The following is an 18,786-nucleotide window of genomic DNA, read 5'->3' as shown; positions in this document are numbered from 1 at the left end:
GTCAGTTGCCAATCAGTGTGCGGATGTCTTCTTCGGTTTGTGGCCCGAACCGGGTTTCAACCAGGTTGCCGGAGGGGTCGACAATGAACGTGGCGGGCAAGCCCACGGGCATTTTCCAGCCGAATTCCGGGCCTGGGTCCTGGCCCAGCATCAGGAACTCGATGCCCATTTCCTCTCCCAGCTGCTCCAGGGCCGTGCCGGTAACGCCATCAAAATTCACACCCAGTACCGAGATGTCCGGCGCCTTGTCCAGCTCGTTCAGTTCGGGAATTTCTTCCAGGCAAGGCTTGCACCATTCTGCCCAGTAGTTCACCAATACCCAGCGGCCACGGAAGTCATCCCAGTTCACGGCCGTACCATCAGCACGCTGCAGCTCGGTATTTTCACAACCGGTGATGGTCGCTGCCGCTAAAACCAGCGTAATTAAAGCCAGGAAACGCCTGAACGGCCGAGGGTACTGCAAGGGATATCCTCCTGTTAGACTACCGCCCTTCGAAAGGACAGCAACCATTACTGTAAACCGGGCATGACCATGACAGAACCAACCCGCATTTTCCATAACCCACGGTGTTCCAAATCACGGCAGACCCTTGAGCTGATTCAGCAAAAGGGCATCGAACCGGAGATTATACGCTACCTGGAGACGCCTCCGACAGAGCAGGAACTGTTACATATCCTTGACCTGCTGGGCTGCGAGCCCCGCCAGCTGATGCGCACTAAAGAAAGCGAATACAAGGAACAGGGCCTGGATAACCCGGAACTGAGCCGGGAACAGCTGGTAAAAGCCATGGTGGCCACCCCCAAACTGATCGAGCGGCCGATTGTACTGGCCAACGGCAAGGCGGCCATCGGCCGGCCACCGGAAAGCGTTCTCGAGATTCTCTGAAGCATTGCACAGGAGCCAGGCATGAGCGATACCAGCCCGTACATTCTTGTTCTTTATTACAGCCGGAACGGCCAGACCGCCGACATGGCTACCCAGATTGGCCGGGGCGTGGCCCGGGTAAGCGGGATGGAAGCGAAGATCCGCACTGTTCCGCCAGTGTCGCCGGACACCACCGCCAGCCTGCCCCCGGTTCCGGATACCGGCGCTCCCTATGCAACCCGGGAAGAGCTGGCCAACTGTGCCGGCCTGGCACTGGGCAGCCCTACCCGCTTCGGAAATATGGCAGCACCGCTCAAGCACTTCCTGGACGGCACCGGAGACCTGTGGCTGAACGGCAAGCTCGCCGGCAAGCCTGGCGGTGCGTTCACCTCCACCGGCAGCCTGCATGGTGGCCAGGAAACCACCCTGCTCACCATGATGCTGCCTCTGCTGCACCACGGCATGGTGCTGTGCGGCCTGCCCTACTCGGAGAGCGCCCTGAATGAAACCAGCACTGGCGGCACTCCCTACGGGCCGTCACACTGGGCCGGCACCGGCGCCCAGCAAGACTTGAGCGAACACGAGAAAGCCCTGTGCCAGGCCTTTGGCGAACGGCTGGCCAGGCTGGCCGTGAAACTGGCTGACTGATTCGAACTCCACCACCCGGAACCTTCTATGCTCCACAACGACAAAGCAAAAACCACGGCACGTCTGACCATCGCCCTGTACATCTCGGTGCTGGCCGGCTTGCTACTGACTACCTTCTACCCGGCACCCGTGGAAGGCGTCTCGATTTCCCTGATGCTAACGGTCAAACTCCTGCCGCTGCTGGCGTTTGCCGTGCCGGTTTTCCGCGGTCATAACCGGGGCTATATCTGGATGGCCTTTGTACTGATCTTCTACTTTACCCAGGCGGTGGTTTCGGCCTGGCTGAGCGAAGGTGCTGCAGGGCCAGTAATCATGACCATTCTCACCTTCCTGCTGTTCACCGTGGCCATGGTGCACCTGAAAGTGAACCGGCCAGTGGCGGCGGGCTAACGCCGGCTATAGCCAGTGCGGGCTGTCAGGCACCCGGCCTCAGCCCGCATTGTTCCAGCAGTTGCTGCCAGTGGCGTGTGTGGCGCATCATTGCGCCATCAAGCTGCTGCCAGAGACTGCCTTCCTCACCAGCCTGCAGGTGTCGGCGAGCCCAGCCACCAAAGACTTCCGGCATTTGCGCTTCCTGCTTCGCCGCCAGCTCTGCGAAACCCGCAATCAGGGTATCGGCCGCCCGGCTGACATCACTCATGTAGGGCTGAACCTCACCGATGTACACACTGAAGAAAAAACTGCGAACGATGTCGGACTGGTTGTTCGGTTTCCCGTTAAGGCATAGCGGCCGTTCTGCCAGCCTGGCCTGAAGCACTTCGGTGCCGGTATCCAGCGTGGCAATGAGCAAGCGGGCACTGTTAACCAGTTGCCCGGCCCGGTATTCGGCCTGCCAGCGCTGATGGATGGCACCCAGATTGTCCAGGGAAACGTCAAGCTGCTGCCGCGACAAGGCCCTCACCGTCTCGTTCAATTGCTCCAGATCCCGCAGCAGGTCAGACACCGGAAGCTGGCCTTCACCCACCGGGTAAAAACCTTTACTCAGGGTAAACAGGTTCTCGATTTCTTCGGTGCCCCAGGTGGCGTTCCAGACAGCCCGGGGCAACGAATCCCGCTTGCTCGCGATCGCTTCAGCCAGGGTTTCCCCAAGCTCTTCATCCTCCACCTCCGGCAGGCAGTCTTCCGCGGCGCGGATAAAGTGCACTTCGTATCGCAGGCGGTTTACCGGCTGCATCACCCTGCCCATGACCGAGTTCTTCTCACCCACCACATACTGCAGCTCACAGCCATACAGCGACAGGAATTCGAGCATGCCGATATCCAGTTCCGGCATGTCCAGAACGCGGTCGCGGCGGCGGGGTAATTGCGATGCCGGCGGCAACTCTTCAGGCAGGGAAACAGCGGGGGCTTCAAGTACCCGGGCCAGGCGTTCCAGGTACTCGGTCATCATCGGCCTGGCTTCGGAGAACGGGTTACATCCAGCCAGAAACAGGGCACAGATACCCGGAACCAGCCATTGCAGCCTTAACAGTCCGGGCATAAATCGACCTCCTAGCGTTTACGCAGCAGCGCGTCTACCTCCGCAAAGTCCCGGGCCACGAAGCGACCGGTGTCCGGCAATTCACCCTCACGTACCAGCCAGGCGGTTTTCATGCCCGCCTGCTCGGCCGCTTCAAGCTCGGCTTCAACGTCCGAGAGAAACAGCACAGAACCCGGCTCGACACCCAGCTCGTCCAGGATGTTACGGTACGACTGCGCTTCTTTCTTACCACCTACGCCGGTATCAAAATACCCAGAGAAAAACGGTGTAAAGTCGCCTTCACTGCTGTGACCAAAAATCAGCTTCTGGGCCTTCACCGAGCCAGAGGAATATACGAACAGTCTCAGGCCCCGATCATGCCAGCGCTGCAGGTAGTCCGCCGCATCCGGGTAGATATCGCCCTTCAGCTCGCCGCTGTGATAGCCCTGCTCCCAGACCATGCCCTGCAAGGCCTTGAGGGAACCTTCCTTGCGGTCCTCGCTGATCCAGCCTTGGAGCACTTCGATAAGGGCTTCCGCGTCCTTACCGTCGACACCGCTTTTCTGTGCCACAATCGCCAGCTGCTCTGCAACCGCCGGCGTGGTGTGGTGATGGGCCCGCACAAACGCCGGCAGGTGTTCGCTGGCGTAGGGGAACAGCACCTCGTGTACAAAGGAGATAGAGCTGGTGGTGCCTTCGATGTCGGTCAGAATCACCCGGATCATCAGGCCACCCCCGCCAGCGCTTCATACCTGGGCAGGGTGGAGGCAATCTCCTCACCAGTAAAGCTGGCCACCCAGCCTTCCGGATTCGTGAACAGGCGAATACAGGTAAATTCCGGCTCCGGGCCCATATCAAACCAGTGGCGGGTGCCATCCGGAACGCTGATCAGGTCATTCTTTTCGCACATCAGGGCATACACCTGATCACCAAAATGCAGGTAGAACAGCCCCTGCCCGCGCACAAAGAAACGCACTTCGTCTTCGCTGTGGGTGTGTTCGTCGAGGAACTTCTGGCGGAAGGCGTCTTTATCCGGGTGGTCCGCGGTCAGGCTGACCACATCGGCGGTCTGGAAACCGCATTCCTGCTTCAGGCTGGCGACCTCATCCGCGTAGGCTTCCAGAATCTGTTCCTGGGTGGCCGAAGCCGGCAGCTCCCGGGTTGGCCATTGCTCAAAGCGCACACCCTGGCTGGCCAGCGTATCGCGAATCACCTGCGGGTCGGTGGTTACGGTGTGGGCCGCTTGCGGCTGGTTCTGCTGGAAAATGCTCAGGGTGGTCATGGGCGGACTCTCATGGTTTCAAGTTCACATTCAAACAGGAATTCAAAGGCTTCCACATGGCGCAGGCAATCGGCCATGGTGGCGCCCCAGGTATACAGGCCATGGCCCCGGATCAGGTAACCCGGTTGTTCCGGATGAGCCCGGAACCATTCGCCGGTCTGTTCCGCCAGGGCCGGAATATCCTGGGTGTTATCGAATACCGGTATCGATAGCCGCCCCTCATGGCTGGTTACCCCGGCAAAGGCTTTTTGCAGTTCATAGCCTTCCAGTTCCAGGGATTTGCCCGGCGGGATCAGGCGGCTGAGCACGGTGGCTTTCACGGAATGGGTATGCAGCACTGCCCCCGCATCCGGAAACACCTGATACAACACCATGTGCAGCAGGGTTTCTGCCGAGGACTTGCAGTTACTCTGGACCGGGTTGCCGTTCAGGTCTACCACCATGACATCACCGGCAGCGAGCTGGCCTTTATGGCGACCGGACACGGTAATAGCAACGTGGTCGCTGTCAATGCGGGCAGAATAGTTGCTGCTGGTGGCCGGCGACCAGCCCCGGTCATACAGGAAGCGCCCGGCATCCACGATGGACTGGGCGGCAATAGCGTATCGGGTCACATCAAACACTGGGATTCTCCGTCTATTACACCAAACCGCTTGATCATGCGGTCAGCGGTAACCGGCGCTGGCGCTTACCGGTCAGTGCAAACAGCGCATTGCCCAGAGCAGGAATAACCGGCGGCACACCCGGCTCGCCCACGCCGGTGGGGGCTTCATCGCTGTCGACAATATCTACCACAACCTCCGGCACCTGGTGCATCTGCAGCAGCCGATAATCGTGGAAGTTGCTCTGCTGGACTTCACCCTTGTTAAAGGTGATTTCGCCAAACAACGCCGCCGTCAGGCCAAACAGGATACCGCCGGAAATCTGGTCTTCCACGATGCGCGGGTTCACCACCTGGCCACAATCCACACTGGCGGTTACCTTGTAAACACGGATTTCACCGTTTTCGATACCGGCTTCCACCACCTGGGCTACGTAAGTGCCAAAACTCTGGAATAGCGCTATGCCGCGCGCCCTGCCTTCCGGGAGCGGCGTGCCCCACTGCGCCAGTTCCGCCGCCCGTTCCAGAACCCTGGCGTGGCGCGGCTCCCTGACCAGCAGTTTTCGACGGAATTCCAGGGGATCCTGCCCGGCCTCGTGGGCCAGTTCGTCCATAAAGGTTTCAACAGCAAACCCATTGTGGGAGTAGCCTACTGAGCGCCACCAGGTGATGGGCACGCCGGGGTCGGTATGGGTGTGTCGCACGCTGACATTCGGAACCTGATAGGGATAGCCGATAGCTCCTTCTATGGCAGACACATCTTTTGGTGTGGCCAGGCCCTCAACCATCAAACCCACTTTACCGAGGGTGTTGTAGAGAAATTTCGGTGCCCAGGGGTACTGTGCCGGCGCAGCATTGCGCACGTACCAGTCCAGAACCTGCGGGCCGACAATCTGGTGATCCCAGCCGGTGAGGTCAGAACCGTCCAGGCTGGCAGTCATACGGTGCAGCATGGCCGGGCGCCAGAAACCGTGGCGCATGTCTTCTTCCCGGGACCAGATCAGTTTGACCGGCACCTTCAGCTCATAGGCCACAGCAGCGGCTTCCTCGATGTAATCCTGGGTCAGCCGGCGACCGAATCCGCCACCCAGGAAGGTGGTGTGCACAGTCACGTCATCCGGTGAAAGGTCCGAATTCCGGCAGGCCGCAATGCGCCCGAGATCCGGTGCCTGCGTTGGTGCCCAGATCTCCATGCCGCCATCGTGGTACCAGGCGGTGGCATTCATGGGTTCCATCGGCGCATGGGCCAGGTATGGCTGCTCATACTCAGCTTCCACCAAGCGCCCGGCTTTGCTGATGGCCTCTTCCACATCGCCTTCAGAGCGTTCCTGCTCGCCGGGGTCTTCACTGGCAGCTTTACGATAGCCCTCGAACACCTCATCCACCGTGGTATCCAGGGCCTCGGAGAAATCCCACTCCACGCGCACAGCCTGCTGTGCTTTCCGGACTTTCCAGTAACTGCCGGCCACCACGGCGACACCGCGTTCAGTGATAAACGCCGCCTGCACGCCAGCCATGGCCAGGATCTCATCGCGGTTAAACGATTGGGCACGGCCTCCGTAGCGAGGGCTGCGGGTCATCACCGCGTACACCATGCCCGGCAGCTCGACATCAATGCCGTAAACCGCGGTGCCCGTGGCCTTGGCCCGGGCGTCCAGTTTGCCGGCCTGCTTGCCGATGTATTTCCATTCCGAACGGGGTTTGAGCGGCACATCGCCCCGAATCACTTCTTTATCCGCCAGCTCAACCAGCTGGCCATAACGCAGGGAATCCACCCCGTTGGGATGAAGCACCCGGCCGTTGTCGGTACGGCAGTTATTGGCATCCACGCCCCAAACCCGGGCGGCGGCCATAACCAGCATCAACCTGGCAGACGCTCCCGCTTCCCGCAGGGGCTGCCAGCTGCTCGCTACGCTGGTACTGCCGCCGGTCAGTTGCAGGCCGATAAACGGGTTACGGTATTCCGGCGCTACCGGCGCGAACTTCACCTGAATCCGGGCCGGATCCACATCCAGCTCTTCCGCAATCAGGGTCGTCAGGCCGGTGTAGGTGCCCTGCCCCATTTCAACCCGGGCCAGGGTGAAGGTAATTTCGTCCTGCTTGTTGAGCTCCAGCCAGACATCCGGCGTCCATTCACCGGTTTCCGGCTCGAAGCCGGTTTGTACCGAGGCACAACCCGGGAGCGACAAGGCCAGTACCAGACTGCCGGAGGCACCGGTGCTGACTTTCATAAAATCACGGCGGTTCATGGTCATATCAGGCGCCCTCCTGCCCAGGCTGATAATGGCCAACACCGCCGGCCACCGATTCCACCGCGGCCACAATGCGGGCGTAGGTACCGCAGCGGCACAGGTTGCCGGTCATGGCCGCCACGATGTCATCCCGGGAGGGCGAAGGGTTATTTGCCAGCAGGTGGGCAGCGGTCATAATCTGGCCAGACTGGCAATAGCCGCACTGGGGAACGCCCTCGCTGATCCAGGCCTGCTGCAGGGGATGCAGATTGCCGCCCTCTGACAGCCCTTCAATGGTGGTAATCTCGGCACCATCCACCAGCTCAATGGCGGTGGAGCAGGAACGGGCCGGCTGGCCATTCACGTGCACGGTGCAGGCGCCACACAGGCCGGCACCACAACCAAACTTGGTGCCTTTCAGGCCCAGTTCATCCCGGATGACCCACAACAGGGGCGTATCCGGATCCACATCCACCGTGTGCCGGTTTCCATTCACTGTCAGGCTGAACGCCATGAGCCGTTCCTCTTGTTGTTTTGGCGTGGTTTGAAGCAAGCCCGCGGGCTTACTTCACCACTTCCTTACCGTCTTTATTCACCCAGATCTTGCGCTCGCCGGAATCGACCTGGCCATTGGTGTTCCAGACTTCCCGGTTCTGGGTTGCCTCATCCACCTTGCCGTTGTCGTTCCAGATCACCCGGTCTTTACAGCCGGTCAGGGCAAAAAGGCTTGCTAACATCAACACTGCTACAGAACGCTTGGTCATATTACTTTCCTCGTTTGTCACACTGTTCAGGCACCCTAGCGGCTGCCGTGTACTTCCCGGTTATGCTGTTTGTCCCGCTCGCTTTTGCGCACCATCACGTAGACGGCACCGGTGCCACCGTGGTGCTTCTGGGCCGAATGGAACGCCAACACGCTGTCCAGCTCCGGCAACCACTTGGCCAGGTAACTCTTCAGCTGGGCAATCCCGTCCGGATTACGCTCCCCTTTGCCATGCAGGATAATCACCGAGGGCAGGCCATAGCGCACGCAATCGTTAATAAAAGCGAACACTTCCCGCCGGGCCTCTTCTACGGTCATCCGGTGCAGGTCCAGCCGGGCTTCAATGGGATACTGGCCCAGCCGCAACTTTCGGAACACCCCATGCTGAATGCCCGGACGCATCCAGCTCAGTACATCGTGGGCCGTCAACGGCTCCACCATGTCTGAGGTCAGCGGGTTCAGGTCGCGCACCGGGGTCTCTACCGCAGCCTGCTGGCGTGCCAGGTGGCCAGGCGTCAGTTCCCGTGGAACCGCCACTTCCGCTTTGTTGGGTTTACGGATCCGCCGGACATCCTTCATCTCTTCGAGGAAGGCCAGGCGTTCGTCTTTACTGGTCATGACACTAACTGCTTCCGGATTGACAAGTATCAGAACTCTACCACTGCCCGGGGCTACCATAAAGCAGACAACCGACAAGGTTTGCGACGAAAATCGTAAGGTACAACAACGACCTGCTGCACTACACTGCAGAAGGACAACAATAACGAATGAGCGCCGGTAACCCGCCGCGCCACCAGGATCAGGACGAACTCCGCTATGGCCGCAGCAAACCAGGACACCACCCGCCCCCAGAATACCCGCGCGATTATGTCGTTCCTGCGGGAACATGCACCCTTTTCAAGCATGGACGACACCCACCTGGCGCACTTTGCCGAACATGCCACCCTCAGCTTCTACGCGGACGGTGATGTGGTGCTGTCGCCGGAAGACGGGCAGGCCAAGCGATTCTACGTGGTCAAGCAAGGCCGGATCCGGGGCGAGCGCCAACACAAAACCGAAGAGCGAACCGAAACCACCTTCGAAATCAGTCAGGGCGAATGCTTCCCCCTGGCAGCGCTGGTGGGCGAGCGGCCGACCCGCACACTGCACCGGGCGGCCGGGGACACCTTCTGCCTGAGCATCGAGAAGAAAGATTTCGTAACCCTGATTTCTGAAAGCGAGCCGTTCCGGGACTTCTGCCTGCGCGGGGTCAGCAGCCTGCTGGAGCAGGTAAACCAGCGCCTGCAATCCAAGGCCATGGCCTCGATCGGCTCCAGTAACAGCCTGGACACCCCGCTGGAACGCTATGCCCTGCGCAATCCGATCGTCTGCTCCCCGGACCTGCCGGTGCGCAAAGCCGTGGCCCGGATGCACGAAAACAACGTGGGCAGCATCATCATTACCGATGACGGCCGCCACCCCACCGGCATTTTTACCCTGCGCGACCTGCGCACCATGGTTGCCGAAGAAAAGGGGCCACTGGACACGCCCATCAGCCAGGTAATGACGTCGAACCCCTGCTGCCTGCCGTCAACCGCCGATGCCTTTGAGGCAGCCATGCTGATGGCGGAACATCACTTTGCCCATTTGTGCGTGGTGGACGAAGAACAACGGCTCATCGGCGTGGTTTCGGAGCGGGACCTGTTCTCCCTTCAACGGGTAGACCTGGTCAACCTTGCCCGCACCATCGGCACCGCTACCCACCTGCGCACTTTGGTGGCCCTGCGCACCGATGTTTCCAGGCTGGTGGATGCCATGCTGGCCCATGGCGCGGACTCCGGCCAGGTGGTCAAGATCATCACCACCCTGAATGATGTCACCGTGCGAAGGGTGCTGGAACTGAACCTGAAAAAGAACGATCCGGGCATTCCCTTCACCTGGCTCACCTTCGGCAGCGAAGGCCGGCAGGAACAGACCCTGCTGACCGACCAGGACAACGGTATCCTGTTCGAGACCCCGGAAGGCATGACTCCGGAACAGGTTCGTGAAAAGCTGCTGCCCTTCGCCCGCAAGGTCAATGATGAGCTGGCTGAGTGCGGCTTCACCCTGTGCAAGGGCAACATTATGGCCAGCAACCCGAAACTGTGCCTGAGCATTGGCGAATGGGACGACTGGTTTATCCGCTTTATCGATGCGTCGACTCCGCAGAACCTGGTCTATTCATCCATTTTCCTGGATATGCGCGCTGTATTCGGCCCGTCGGAACCGCTGCACCGGTTACTCGAAAACGTACTGGCCCGCATCCGCAAGAACGCCCTGTTCCAGAAAATGCTGGCCGGCAACGCCTTGCAGCGCAAACCGCCGCTGACCATGTTCCGCAACTTCCGTTACCTGAACGACGAGAAAAAGCACTCCCTGGACCTGAAACGCCAGGGGCTGGCGCCGTTTGTGGAATCCGTCAGGGTGTTCGCCCTGGCCCACGGTGTTGAAACCGCCAACACACTGGAACGGATTGATGCACTGGCCCGAAAAGATGTGTTCGACGCCAAGGATGCCAACGCATGGAAAGAAGCCTACAGCCTGATTCAGGCCATCCGCATGCGCGCCCACCAGGAAATGCTCGATAAAGGTGAAGAGCTGACCAACTACATAGATCCGGATGACCTGAACCCGCTGGACAGACGGATACTGCGGGAATCCTTCCGCCAGGCCCAGCGGCTGCAGCAAAAACTGGAAATCACCTACCAACTATAGGCCGGCAACCATGCTCGAACAGATCAAACAATGGCTGGCCCAGCGTCGGGGCGGCGTTACCGGTGACCACGACACCGACAGCCTGCCGGCCCCGAAAACGGCCAGCGACCAGCTGCTGGCCCGTTCCCGGCTGATCGTGCTGGACCTGGAAACCACCGGGCTCAACTTCTCGAAAGACGAAGTCATCGCCATTGGCGCGGTGGCCATCGAAAGCGGCGTCATCCACCTGAATGACCAGTTTGACCTGATCCTGCGCCGCCCGGAGCTGGATATCAGCGAAACCGTGCTGATTCACGGCATTGGCCCTGAAGCCCTGACCCAGGGCCATGAGACCGAGGATGCACTGCTGCACCTGCTGGAGTGGATGAACGGCGATCCCATCCTGGCCTACCACTCGGCGTTCGACCAGAAATTCCTCGAGAAGACCCTGAAAGCCCAACTGGGTTACACATCCCAGCACCTGTGGATGGATGTGGCAGAGCTGTTACCGGCGTTTTTTCCCCACGCCGAGACCAAGGGGCGCGGGCTGGATAACTGGGCCGACTACTTCAATCTTCAAATTAGTGAACGGCATCACGCTGCGGCAGATGCGATGGTAACGGCCGAATTAACCCTTGCAGCGCTCAATATGGCTCAGAAGAAAGACGTAAAAACCCTGAAAGAACTGGTCGATAAACTGCATTATCAACGCCGTTTACAGCAGATGCACCGACTTTGATTTAGCCCAGCTTATCGTTGATGTCCTTGATCAAATGCAAGGCAAGTTACTGAGACTTAGACTATTTGCCAATATCCTCAAACGCATTGACCGGTAAAGTCGGAGATGACAACAAGTCGGAGAAGTATTACATGAATAATAAATTCTCTTTCCGCACCACCCCAGCAAAAAACCAGCAAAGCTCTACAACAACAATACAGGAGTGATTTTGTATGTCAGGTCATAGCTACGACGCTGAGAACTACTGGAAGGCGAACCTACGCCTTATCTTTGGCAGTCTGATCATATGGGGCCTGTGCTCCTATGGCGCCGCCATCCTGCTACGCCCCATGCTGGCCGGCATTGAAGTCGGCGGCACCGACATTGGCTTCTGGTTCGCCCAGCAAGGCTCGATTCTTACCTTCATTGTTCTGATTTTCTTCTACGCCTGGCGCATGAACAAAATCGACGAACAATTCGGCGTACACGAGGAGTAAGAACCAATGAGCCAATTTGCAATTAACCTATTGTTTGTAGGGGGCTCGTTCCTCCTCTATATCGGCATTGCCATCTGGGCGAAGGCCGGTAGCACCAGCGACTTCTACGTTGCTGGTGGCGGTATTCACCCGGTAACCAACGGTATGGCTATCGGTGCCGACTGGATGTCTGCGGCATCCTTCATCTCCATGGCGGGCCTGATTGCCGCCGGCGGTTACGCCAACTCCACCTTCCTGATGGGCTGGACCGGCGGTTACGTGCTGCTGGCCATGCTGCTGGCCCCGTACCTGCGGAAGTTCGGCAAGTTCACGGTACCCGAGTTCATCGGTGATCGTTACTACAGCCCCAACGCCCGTCTCGTCGCGGTTATCTGCCTGATCATCGCATCTGTCACCTACGTTATCGGCCAGATGGCTGGCGCCGGGGTTGCGTTCTCCCGCTTCCTCGAAGTTGAAGCGACCAACGGCCTGATCATCGCAGCCGTGGTTGTATTCATCTACGCGGTACTCGGCGGCATGAAGGGCATCACCTACACCCAGGTAGCCCAGTACTGCGTTCTGATCGTTGCCTACACCATTCCGGCGGTGTTCATCTCCCTGCAACTGACCGGCAACCCGATTCCGGGCCTGGGCATGTTCTCTACCCACACCGAATCCGGCATGCCGCTGCTGGCCAAGCTGAACCAGGTTGTGACCGACCTTGGCTTCCGCGAGTACACCGCAGATGTGGACAACAAACTGAACATGGTTCTGTTTACCCTGTCCCTGATGATCGGTACCGCGGGTCTGCCCCACGTAATCATCCGCTTCTTCACGGTTCCCAAGGTTGCTGACGCGCGCTGGTCCGGCGGCTGGGCCCTGGTCTTCATCGCCCTGCTGTACCTGACTGCGCCGGCTGTAGCGTCCATGGCTCGTCTGAACCTGATGACCACCATCTATCCGGAAGGCACCGCTGCCCAGCCGATCGAATACGATCAGCGTCCGGGCTGGATTGCCACCTGGGAAGAGACCGGTCTGATCACCTACGAGGACAAGAACAACGACGGCCGTATCCAGCTGTATAACGACAAGAACGCTGACTTCGCCGCTACCGCTTCCGAGCGTGGCTGGGAAGGCAACGAGATGGTTGTTAACAACGATATCCTGGTACTGGCCAACCCTGAAATCGCCAACCTGCCGAGCTGGGTTATCGGCCTGATCGCCGCAGGTGGTCTGGCAGCAGCCCTGTCGACTGCAGCGGGTCTGTTGCTGGCAATCTCCTCGGCGGTGAGTCACGACCTGATCAAAGGCCGACTCAACCCGAACATCAGCGAGAAAGGCGAACTGATGGCGGCCCGTATCTCCATGGCGGTTGCCATTGTGGTTGCTACCTGGCTGGGCGCCAACCCTCCGGGCTTCGCAGCCCAGGTGGTAGCGCTGGCATTCGGTATCGCGGCAGCCTCCCTGTTCCCGGCGCTGATGATGGGTATCTTCTCCAAGCGTGTGAACAACGTGGGCGCAACCCTGGGTATGCTGTCCGGTCTGATCTTCACCCTGGTGTATATCTTCATCTACAAAGGCTGGTTCTTCATCCCGGGCACCAACAACCTGGCAGACACGCCTGAAAACTGGGTACTGGGTATCTCCCCGCTGTCCATCGGTGCAGTTGGTGCTGTGGTCAACTTTGCGGTAGCCTTCGCAGTATCCAAAGTGACTGCTGAACCGCCCGTTGAGATCCAGGAACTGGTTGAAAGCGTCCGTTACCCGCGCGGTGCCGGATCTGCCCAAGACCATTAAACTGCAAGACAGCCTGAATCATTGCCTGCAATGACAGGTTGATACCGAACGGGCTTCCTCTGTGAGGGAGCCCGTTCTTTTTTGAGGATACCGATTTATGTTCTGGACTTTTGTTGCCACTGTATTCTGCGGACTGGGTGCTGCCGGTATTGCCCTGGGCATTCGTGCCGCCACCGCCAAGCGCGCGCCAAAATGGATTATCCCGGTGTTTGCCGGCGCCGGTATGCTCGGCTACCTGATCTACGGCGAATACACCTGGTATGACCACAAGCGCTCACTGCTGCCGGAAGAGGCCGTTGTGGTAAACACCGAACAGGAAAAGATCTTCTTCCGTCCGTGGACCTTTGTTTTCCCGTACGTAACCGCGTTTTCCACGGTGGATGTGGCCAGCATCAGCAAAGATACCCCGGATTCCAATATTGTCCGGTTTACCCTTTACCGCTTCTCCCAGACCGTTACCGATGCCGTTTCGCACCGGGTTCACCTGATCAACTGCCAGAGCCGAGAGCTGGTACCGCTGGGTTCCGATGGAAGCCCCAGGGTCGACAATATGAAACTGCTGAACCTTCAGGATCCCCTGTACACAACTGTTTGCGGGGCCTGAATAACCAAGACCGGATAGCAACCCATCATGATTAGCGCCTGGCTGCTTGTACTGATTTCGATCTCCTACATCTCCCTGCTGTTCCTGATTGCCTGGGCGGGTGACCGCCACCCCGGGCTTTACCGGAACAGGTTGGCGCGAACCCATGTTTACGGTCTTTCCCTGGCGGTTTACTTCACCTCCTGGACCTTCTACGGCGCGGTCGGCCGCGCCACCCAGGAAGGCTTTGGCTTCCTCCCCATCTATCTGGGGCCCCTGCTGGTTTTCGTGTTCTTTGCGCCCCTGTTACGACGAATCATCTACATCAGCAAGCGCAACAACAGCACCTCGATTGCCGACTTCATCGCTTCCCGCTATGGCAAATCACAACTGCTGGCAGCCATGGTGGCAATCTTCGCGCTGATCGGCAGCGTGCCTTACATCGCCCTGCAGCTGAAAGCCATTGCCCTCGGCTTCAACGTACTGTCCAGCACCGGCGATACCTACCAGGAGATCAGTACTGCGGCCTGGAACGATTCGGCCTGGTACATCACCCTTGCCCTGGCCGTGTTCACAGTGCTGTTCGGCACCCGCCACCTGGAGTCTACGGAACACCACCGTGGCATGATCCAGGCGGTGGCCTTTGAATCCCTGATCAAGCTGATCGCCTTTGTCGCCGTCGGCCTGTTCGTCGGGTACGGGCTGTTCAACGGTTTCGGTGACCTGTTTCAGAAGGCCGCCGAGGCGGACCTGATTGGCACCCTGACCACAGACGCTATAGAGGCACCGGCATTCCTCACCCAAACCCTGGTGGCCATGCTGGCGATTATCTGCCTGCCACGACAGTTCCACGTGATGGTGGTTGAAAACACGGACCACCGGGATTTCGAGGTTGCACGCTGGGCCATGCCCATCTACCTGGTGATTGCCAGCGCCTTTGTGATCCCCATCGCCGCTGGCGGCTTGCTGCACGCAGACATGGCCGGAAGTGACCCGGACATCGTTATCCTTCAGCTCCCGATCATGGCTGGCGAGCAATGGCTGGCAGTACTGGCGTTTCTTGGCGGCGGCTCTGCCGCGGCTGCCATGGTGATTGTCTGCTCGGTAGCCATCGCCACCATGGTCAGCAACGAAATCATCATGCCCGGGCTGTTGCGTTTCTTCCGCCCGCGCATGAACCGCCGGACAGATCTCAGCTTCCTGCTCTTGTCCATACGCCGGGCCGCGATCTTTGTCGTGTTGCTGACCGCCTATGGCTTTTACCGAATGGCCGGGGCCGATTACAGCCTCACCGCCTTCGGACTGCTCTCGTTTGCCGCTGCTGCCCAGTTCGGCCCGGCCCTGGTTGGCGGCATTCTGTGGCGCCGGGGTAACTACACCGGCGCAGTCTGGGGCCTTGGCCTCGGTTTCCTGATGTGGTGCTATACCCTGCTCCTGCCTGCACTGGCTGCTACCGGCTGGATATCCGCCGGGTTCATCGAGAACGGCCTCTTCGGCTGGCACTGGACCCGCCCAACTGCCCTGTTTGGCTCTGAACTGGACCAGACCAGCCATGGCATTCTGTGGAGCCTGGGGGTTAACACGGGGACCTACATCTTGCTGTCGCTGGTCACCCGGCAACGTATTCGCGAAAAGATACAAATTGCCGCGTTCTTCCATGAGGCCCAACCAAAAGCGGAAAGCGCCCAGCACCAGAGCTGGCAGGGTGAAATTCTGACCTCTGACCTGCAAGCCCTTACCGACCGCTTCATGGGTGAGGAACGCTCGGAAAGCATCTTCCGGAACTACGAGCGGCGTAATGCCATTCGGCTGCATCCGCACCGGCCTGCCTCATCGCACCTGATGAAGTACATCGAGCGGCAGTTGGCCTCGGTCATCGGTGCCTCGACCGCCCGCGTCGTATTGGAATCCACCCTGACCGGTCGCGACATGCAGATCGAAGACGTGGTCAGCATCGTTGATGAAGCCTCCCAGGCCATGACCTTCAGCCGGGAATTGCTGCAATCCGCCATCGAGAACATCAGTCTCGGAGTGTCTGTGGTGAATCACCAGCAACAGCTGGTGGTCTGGAACCACCGCTACCTGGAATTGTTCCATTACCCGAAAGGGTTTGTCCGGGTAGGCCGGCCTGTCGAAGACCTGATGCGTTACAACCTGACCAACGCCAACCTGTCGGCCCGGCGTATCGACGAGATCATAGAAGACCGTTGCAGCGCCATGCGCGACGGCAAGCCCATGTCCTACGAACGCCAACGACCGGACGGTACGGTGGTCAGGGTAGACGGCAGCCCTATACCCGGCGGTGGTTACGTGACCACCTTCCAGGACATCACTGCCATGCGGCGCACCGAACAGGCGCTTAAAGAAACCAACATCTATCTGGAGCAACGGGTTCGGGAACGCACCCAGGAATTGCAGGTAATCAACGAGCAGATGCTCAAGGCCAAGTCCGTGGCGGAACAGGCTAACCAGAGCAAGACCCGCTTCCTTGCCTCAGCCAGCCATGACCTCCTGCAGCCACTGAACGCTGCCCGGCTGTTTACCTCGGCCCTTTCCGGCAAGATCACCGATGGCGAACCGAAACAGCTGGTCGAGCACATCGACAGCTCACTCGGGGCCGCAGAAGAAATCATCAGCACCCTGCTGGATATTTCCAAGCTGGATGCCGGTGCCCTGGAGCCGGATATTACGGTATTCCCGGTTAACGACCTCCTGAAGCACCTGGCTACCGAGTTTTCCGCCATTGCCAAGGACCAGGAGTTGGAACTGCACGTGGTGCCCAGCTCGGCCTGGGTACGCTCGGATGCGAAGCTATTGCGGCGGGTAGTCCAGAATTTCCTGTCCAATGCCATCCGCTATACCGCAAGTGGCAAGATCCTCATGGGCTGTCGGCGCATGAAGGGCTTCCTGCGTATTGAAGTCTGGGATACCGGCCCCGGGATGTCCGAAGAGCAACTCGCTCACATCTTCGAGGAATTCAGGCGCTTCCAGCACGGCCGGGACAAGAAGGGGCTCGGCCTCGGACTGGCCATCGTCGACCGTATCAGTGGCATGCTGGACCACCCGGTAACCGTGCACTCAACCCAGGGCAAAGGCAGTACTTTTGCCGTCACCGTGCCCAGGGCTCCGGCAGAGCAGGTCCATGCCAGTGCCAGCAAGGCAGGCAGCAACTCCAGAAGGGTGTCCAGTCTGGGCGGCCTGAAGGTGCTGTGCATCGATAACGATGCGGCAATCCTTCAGGGAATGGTCGCACTACTGAGCAACTGGCAGTGCGAGGTAACCGCCGCGGAAAGTCTGGAAAGCGCCCTGAACAAGCTCGAAGGCCATAAACCGGATATCATCCTGGCGGATTACCAGCTGGATGATAACCGTAACGGGCTCGATGCCATGGACGGCATCAGAGAAGTTCTGGGAGCCGGTATCCCGGGCATCCTGATCACCGGCTACATGGCGCCGGAGGTACGTGAAGATGCGATCAGCCGGGGCTACCAGGTGCTTTACAAGCCGGTTAAGCCGGCGGCATTGCGGGCACTGGTGAACAAGCAGCTCAAACAGAAGCGCTGACACTGCACAAGGGAAAAATCAAAAGGGTGTCTCAAATATGACACCCAGGCCCGTTAGTCCACTGTATATTTTCTGATCTGCTTATATAGTTTCCTCTGAAACCATCAACGGTTAACCACAGAGGGACAGGGAATGCCACGGGGCCACGCGCTTATCATCGAGGACTCTTCAACAGCGCGCATCATTCTTGCGCGCTTGCTCGAGCGTGCGGACATTTCCAGCAAAGCCGTGGCCACAGCCGAAGAAGCCTTTCCGGTTCTTCAATCCGATCACTTTGATGTCATCTTCCTCGATCATATGCTGCCAGGCATGAACGGCTTCCAGGCCCTTGAAAAGCTGAAGAGCCTGCCGGATACCCGTGATATCCCCGTATTCATGTACACCTCCCAGAACGCCGGAAAATACATCGAAGAGGCCCGGGCGCTCGGTGCCGCCGGGGTTATCCGCAAGCAGGTGGACCGTGAGCAGCTGATGCGAACCCTGGACCTGATTCTCTCAGACATCCCGGAGCCGGAGCACAGTGAAGCGCTCAGGCTGGCTGTGGAGAACGTCGGACAACCTGTTACCGAAGCTCCGGAACAGGCACAGAGGAAGATCAGCGGACGAATGTCCACCCTGGAGGTGGCCTACGAAGAACTGGAAGAGCAACTCAGGGAACTCAAACAGCAGCAGGAAGAAAAATATATCCATCAGGCAGAGCAAAGCAGGCGCCTGAGAAAGAACACACGATGGCTGTCGGCCGCCGTGGTAACGCTGGTAATCGCCCTGGCCTGGATAACCAGCCGGCAAGCAGGGCAACTTCAGGCCCACGCAGAACGGACCAGTGACCGCTTTGCGCTGATGCAAAGCATTATGGGTGGTCTGATAGAGCTGATTAGTAAATAGCTCGGCCCGGAAGGCCTTCTATCATTTTCCCCAGACCTGAAATGAAAAAACCCCGACAGCAACGCTGTCGGGGGGTTTGGTATTAAGAGCCTGACGATGACCTACTCTCACATGGGCGAACCACACTACCATCGGCGCTGGTCTGTTTCACGTCTGAGTTCGGGATGGGATCAGGTGGTTCCAGACCGCTATGGTCGTCAGG

General features: G+C 59.0%; 19 protein-coding genes and 1 rRNA gene. 10 read left to right on the top strand and 10 right to left on the bottom strand.

Features of this window, described 5'->3' with window-relative positions:
* Nucleotide 1 precedes the first annotated feature (1 nt).
* Nucleotides 2–463, bottom strand: a complete 462-nt coding sequence (locus tag LWH94_RS11445) for a TlpA family protein disulfide reductase (protein ID WP_420538085.1) — start codon at nucleotides 461–463, stop codon at nucleotides 2–4.
* 69 nt (nucleotides 464–532) lie between these two features.
* Between LWH94_RS11445 and arsC the strand changes: the two genes are divergently transcribed.
* From arsC to LWH94_RS11430, 3 genes are read left to right on the top strand one after another with little or no spacing between them, the layout of a single operon-like run.
* Nucleotides 533–886: an arsenate reductase (glutaredoxin) gene (gene arsC / locus LWH94_RS11440; RefSeq protein ID WP_036219981.1), complete on the top strand. Its 354-nt coding sequence runs from the start codon at nucleotides 533–535 to the stop codon at nucleotides 884–886.
* 21 nt (nucleotides 887–907) lie between these two features.
* Nucleotides 908–1,513: an NAD(P)H:quinone oxidoreductase gene (wrbA, locus tag LWH94_RS11435; RefSeq protein ID WP_232902299.1), complete on the top strand. Its 606-nt coding sequence runs from the start codon at nucleotides 908–910 to the stop codon at nucleotides 1,511–1,513.
* A 27-nt stretch (nucleotides 1,514–1,540) separates the two neighbouring features.
* Nucleotides 1,541–1,903, top strand: coding sequence for a DUF2069 domain-containing protein (locus LWH94_RS11430; RefSeq protein ID WP_022990057.1), 363 nt, complete (start codon nucleotides 1,541–1,543; stop codon nucleotides 1,901–1,903).
* A 25-nt stretch (nucleotides 1,904–1,928) separates the two neighbouring features.
* On the opposite strand, the gene LWH94_RS11425 is transcribed toward LWH94_RS11430, so the two are convergent.
* From LWH94_RS11425 to smrA, 8 genes are read right to left on the bottom strand one after another with little or no spacing between them, the layout of a single operon-like run.
* Nucleotides 1,929–2,993, bottom strand: a complete 1,065-nt coding sequence (locus LWH94_RS11425; RefSeq protein WP_232902298.1) for a DUF3080 domain-containing protein — start codon at nucleotides 2,991–2,993, stop codon at nucleotides 1,929–1,931.
* A gap of 11 nt (nucleotides 2,994–3,004) precedes the next feature.
* Complete coding sequence (gene mtnC / locus LWH94_RS11420; protein WP_232902297.1) at nucleotides 3,005–3,697, bottom strand: acireductone synthase; 693 nt, start codon at nucleotides 3,695–3,697, stop codon at nucleotides 3,005–3,007.
* Nucleotides 3,697–4,254: a 1,2-dihydroxy-3-keto-5-methylthiopentene dioxygenase gene (locus LWH94_RS11415; RefSeq protein ID WP_232902296.1), complete on the bottom strand. Its 558-nt coding sequence runs from the start codon at nucleotides 4,252–4,254 to the stop codon at nucleotides 3,697–3,699. The genes mtnC and LWH94_RS11415 overlap by 1 nt, the downstream gene beginning before the upstream one ends.
* Complete coding sequence (locus tag LWH94_RS11410) at nucleotides 4,251–4,877, bottom strand: methylthioribulose 1-phosphate dehydratase (protein WP_232902295.1); 627 nt, start codon at nucleotides 4,875–4,877, stop codon at nucleotides 4,251–4,253. The genes LWH94_RS11415 and LWH94_RS11410 overlap by 4 nt, the downstream gene beginning before the upstream one ends.
* Nucleotides 4,878–4,911: 34 nt before the next feature.
* On the bottom strand, nucleotides 4,912–7,110 hold the full coding sequence (locus tag LWH94_RS11405) for a xanthine dehydrogenase family protein molybdopterin-binding subunit (RefSeq protein WP_232902294.1): 2,199 nt from the start codon (nucleotides 7,108–7,110) through the stop codon (nucleotides 4,912–4,914).
* Nucleotide 7,111: 1 nt separating this feature from the next.
* Nucleotides 7,112–7,600, bottom strand: coding sequence for a (2Fe-2S)-binding protein (locus LWH94_RS11400; protein WP_232902293.1), 489 nt, complete (start codon nucleotides 7,598–7,600; stop codon nucleotides 7,112–7,114).
* A gap of 49 nt (nucleotides 7,601–7,649) precedes the next feature.
* On the bottom strand, nucleotides 7,650–7,850 hold the full coding sequence (locus LWH94_RS11395; RefSeq protein WP_232902292.1) for a hypothetical protein: 201 nt from the start codon (nucleotides 7,848–7,850) through the stop codon (nucleotides 7,650–7,652).
* Nucleotides 7,851–7,885: 35 nt separating this feature from the next.
* On the bottom strand, nucleotides 7,886–8,467 hold the full coding sequence (gene smrA / locus LWH94_RS11390; protein WP_232902291.1) for a DNA endonuclease SmrA: 582 nt from the start codon (nucleotides 8,465–8,467) through the stop codon (nucleotides 7,886–7,888).
* A 198-nt stretch (nucleotides 8,468–8,665) separates the two neighbouring features.
* Here smrA and LWH94_RS11385 point away from each other — a divergent pair, with 198 nt between their 5' ends.
* The 7 genes from LWH94_RS11385 (at nucleotide 8,666) to LWH94_RS11355 (ending at nucleotide 18,584) form a co-directional block, all read left to right on the top strand.
* A complete protein-coding gene (locus LWH94_RS11385; RefSeq protein WP_199455898.1) occupies nucleotides 8,666–10,582 on the top strand; it encodes a putative nucleotidyltransferase substrate binding domain-containing protein in 1,917 nt (638 codons plus the stop codon).
* Nucleotides 10,583–10,592: 10 nt separating this feature from the next.
* Nucleotides 10,593–11,300 (top strand): 3'-5' exonuclease, encoded by a 708-nt coding sequence (locus tag LWH94_RS11380; RefSeq protein WP_232902290.1) that lies wholly within the window; start codon nucleotides 10,593–10,595, stop codon nucleotides 11,298–11,300.
* 212 nt (nucleotides 11,301–11,512) lie between these two features.
* On the top strand, nucleotides 11,513–11,776 hold the full coding sequence (locus LWH94_RS11375) for a DUF4212 domain-containing protein (RefSeq protein ID WP_232902289.1): 264 nt from the start codon (nucleotides 11,513–11,515) through the stop codon (nucleotides 11,774–11,776).
* Between the two features lie 6 nt (nucleotides 11,777–11,782).
* Nucleotides 11,783–13,552 carry a sodium:solute symporter family protein gene (locus LWH94_RS11370; protein ID WP_232902288.1) on the top strand — a complete coding sequence of 590 codons (1,770 nt, stop codon included), beginning with the start codon at nucleotides 11,783–11,785 and terminating at the stop codon, nucleotides 13,550–13,552.
* Nucleotides 13,553–13,649: 97 nt separating this feature from the next.
* Nucleotides 13,650–14,156 carry a hypothetical protein gene (locus tag LWH94_RS11365; RefSeq protein ID WP_232902287.1) on the top strand — a complete coding sequence of 169 codons (507 nt, stop codon included), beginning with the start codon at nucleotides 13,650–13,652 and terminating at the stop codon, nucleotides 14,154–14,156.
* Between the two features lie 27 nt (nucleotides 14,157–14,183).
* A complete protein-coding gene (locus LWH94_RS11360; RefSeq protein WP_232902286.1) occupies nucleotides 14,184–17,699 on the top strand; it encodes a PAS domain-containing hybrid sensor histidine kinase/response regulator in 3,516 nt (1,171 codons plus the stop codon).
* Nucleotides 17,700–17,831: 132 nt separating this feature from the next.
* The gene (locus tag LWH94_RS11355; protein ID WP_232902285.1) at nucleotides 17,832–18,584 is read left to right on the top strand and encodes a response regulator; all 753 of its coding nucleotides are present in this window, start codon (nucleotides 17,832–17,834) and stop codon (nucleotides 18,582–18,584) included.
* Between the two features lie 88 nt (nucleotides 18,585–18,672).
* On the opposite strand, the gene rrf is transcribed toward LWH94_RS11355, so the two are convergent.
* A 5S ribosomal RNA gene (gene rrf, locus LWH94_RS11350) occupies nucleotides 18,673–18,786 on the bottom strand.

It is taken from the genome of Marinobacter sp. G11 (assembly GCF_021282325.1).
Lineage (GTDB): Bacteria > Pseudomonadota > Gammaproteobacteria > Pseudomonadales > Oleiphilaceae > Marinobacter > Marinobacter vinifirmus.
Note: the sequence above shows the minus strand (reverse complement) of the source record. Positions and strands in the feature narration are given on the sequence as shown.

Coding starts and splice junctions, on each gene's coding strand:
- LWH94_RS11385 (WP_199455898.1), top strand. CDS start 8,666: ATGGCCGCAGCAAACCAGGACACCACCCGCCCCCAGAATACCCGCGCG.
- LWH94_RS11400 (WP_232902293.1), bottom strand. CDS start 7,600: ATGGCGTTCAGCCTGACAGTGAATGGAAACCGGCACACGGTGGATGTG.
- LWH94_RS11430 (WP_022990057.1), top strand. CDS start 1,541: ATGCTCCACAACGACAAAGCAAAAACCACGGCACGTCTGACCATCGCC.
- LWH94_RS11425 (WP_232902298.1), bottom strand. CDS start 2,993: ATGCCCGGACTGTTAAGGCTGCAATGGCTGGTTCCGGGTATCTGTGCC.
- wrbA (WP_232902299.1), top strand. CDS start 908: ATGAGCGATACCAGCCCGTACATTCTTGTTCTTTATTACAGCCGGAAC.
- mtnC (WP_232902297.1), bottom strand. CDS start 3,697: ATGATCCGGGTGATTCTGACCGACATCGAAGGCACCACCAGCTCTATC.
- LWH94_RS11415 (WP_232902296.1), bottom strand. CDS start 4,254: ATGACCACCCTGAGCATTTTCCAGCAGAACCAGCCGCAAGCGGCCCAC.
- LWH94_RS11355 (WP_232902285.1), top strand. CDS start 17,832: ATGCCACGGGGCCACGCGCTTATCATCGAGGACTCTTCAACAGCGCGC.
- LWH94_RS11380 (WP_232902290.1), top strand. CDS start 10,593: ATGCTCGAACAGATCAAACAATGGCTGGCCCAGCGTCGGGGCGGCGTT.
- LWH94_RS11360 (WP_232902286.1), top strand. CDS start 14,184: ATGATTAGCGCCTGGCTGCTTGTACTGATTTCGATCTCCTACATCTCC.
- LWH94_RS11375 (WP_232902289.1), top strand. CDS start 11,513: ATGTCAGGTCATAGCTACGACGCTGAGAACTACTGGAAGGCGAACCTA.
- LWH94_RS11405 (WP_232902294.1), bottom strand. CDS start 7,110: ATGACCATGAACCGCCGTGATTTTATGAAAGTCAGCACCGGTGCCTCC.
- smrA (WP_232902291.1), bottom strand. CDS start 8,467: ATGACCAGTAAAGACGAACGCCTGGCCTTCCTCGAAGAGATGAAGGAT.
- LWH94_RS11395 (WP_232902292.1), bottom strand. CDS start 7,850: ATGACCAAGCGTTCTGTAGCAGTGTTGATGTTAGCAAGCCTTTTTGCC.
- LWH94_RS11370 (WP_232902288.1), top strand. CDS start 11,783: ATGAGCCAATTTGCAATTAACCTATTGTTTGTAGGGGGCTCGTTCCTC.
- arsC (WP_036219981.1), top strand. CDS start 533: ATGACAGAACCAACCCGCATTTTCCATAACCCACGGTGTTCCAAATCA.
- LWH94_RS11365 (WP_232902287.1), top strand. CDS start 13,650: ATGTTCTGGACTTTTGTTGCCACTGTATTCTGCGGACTGGGTGCTGCC.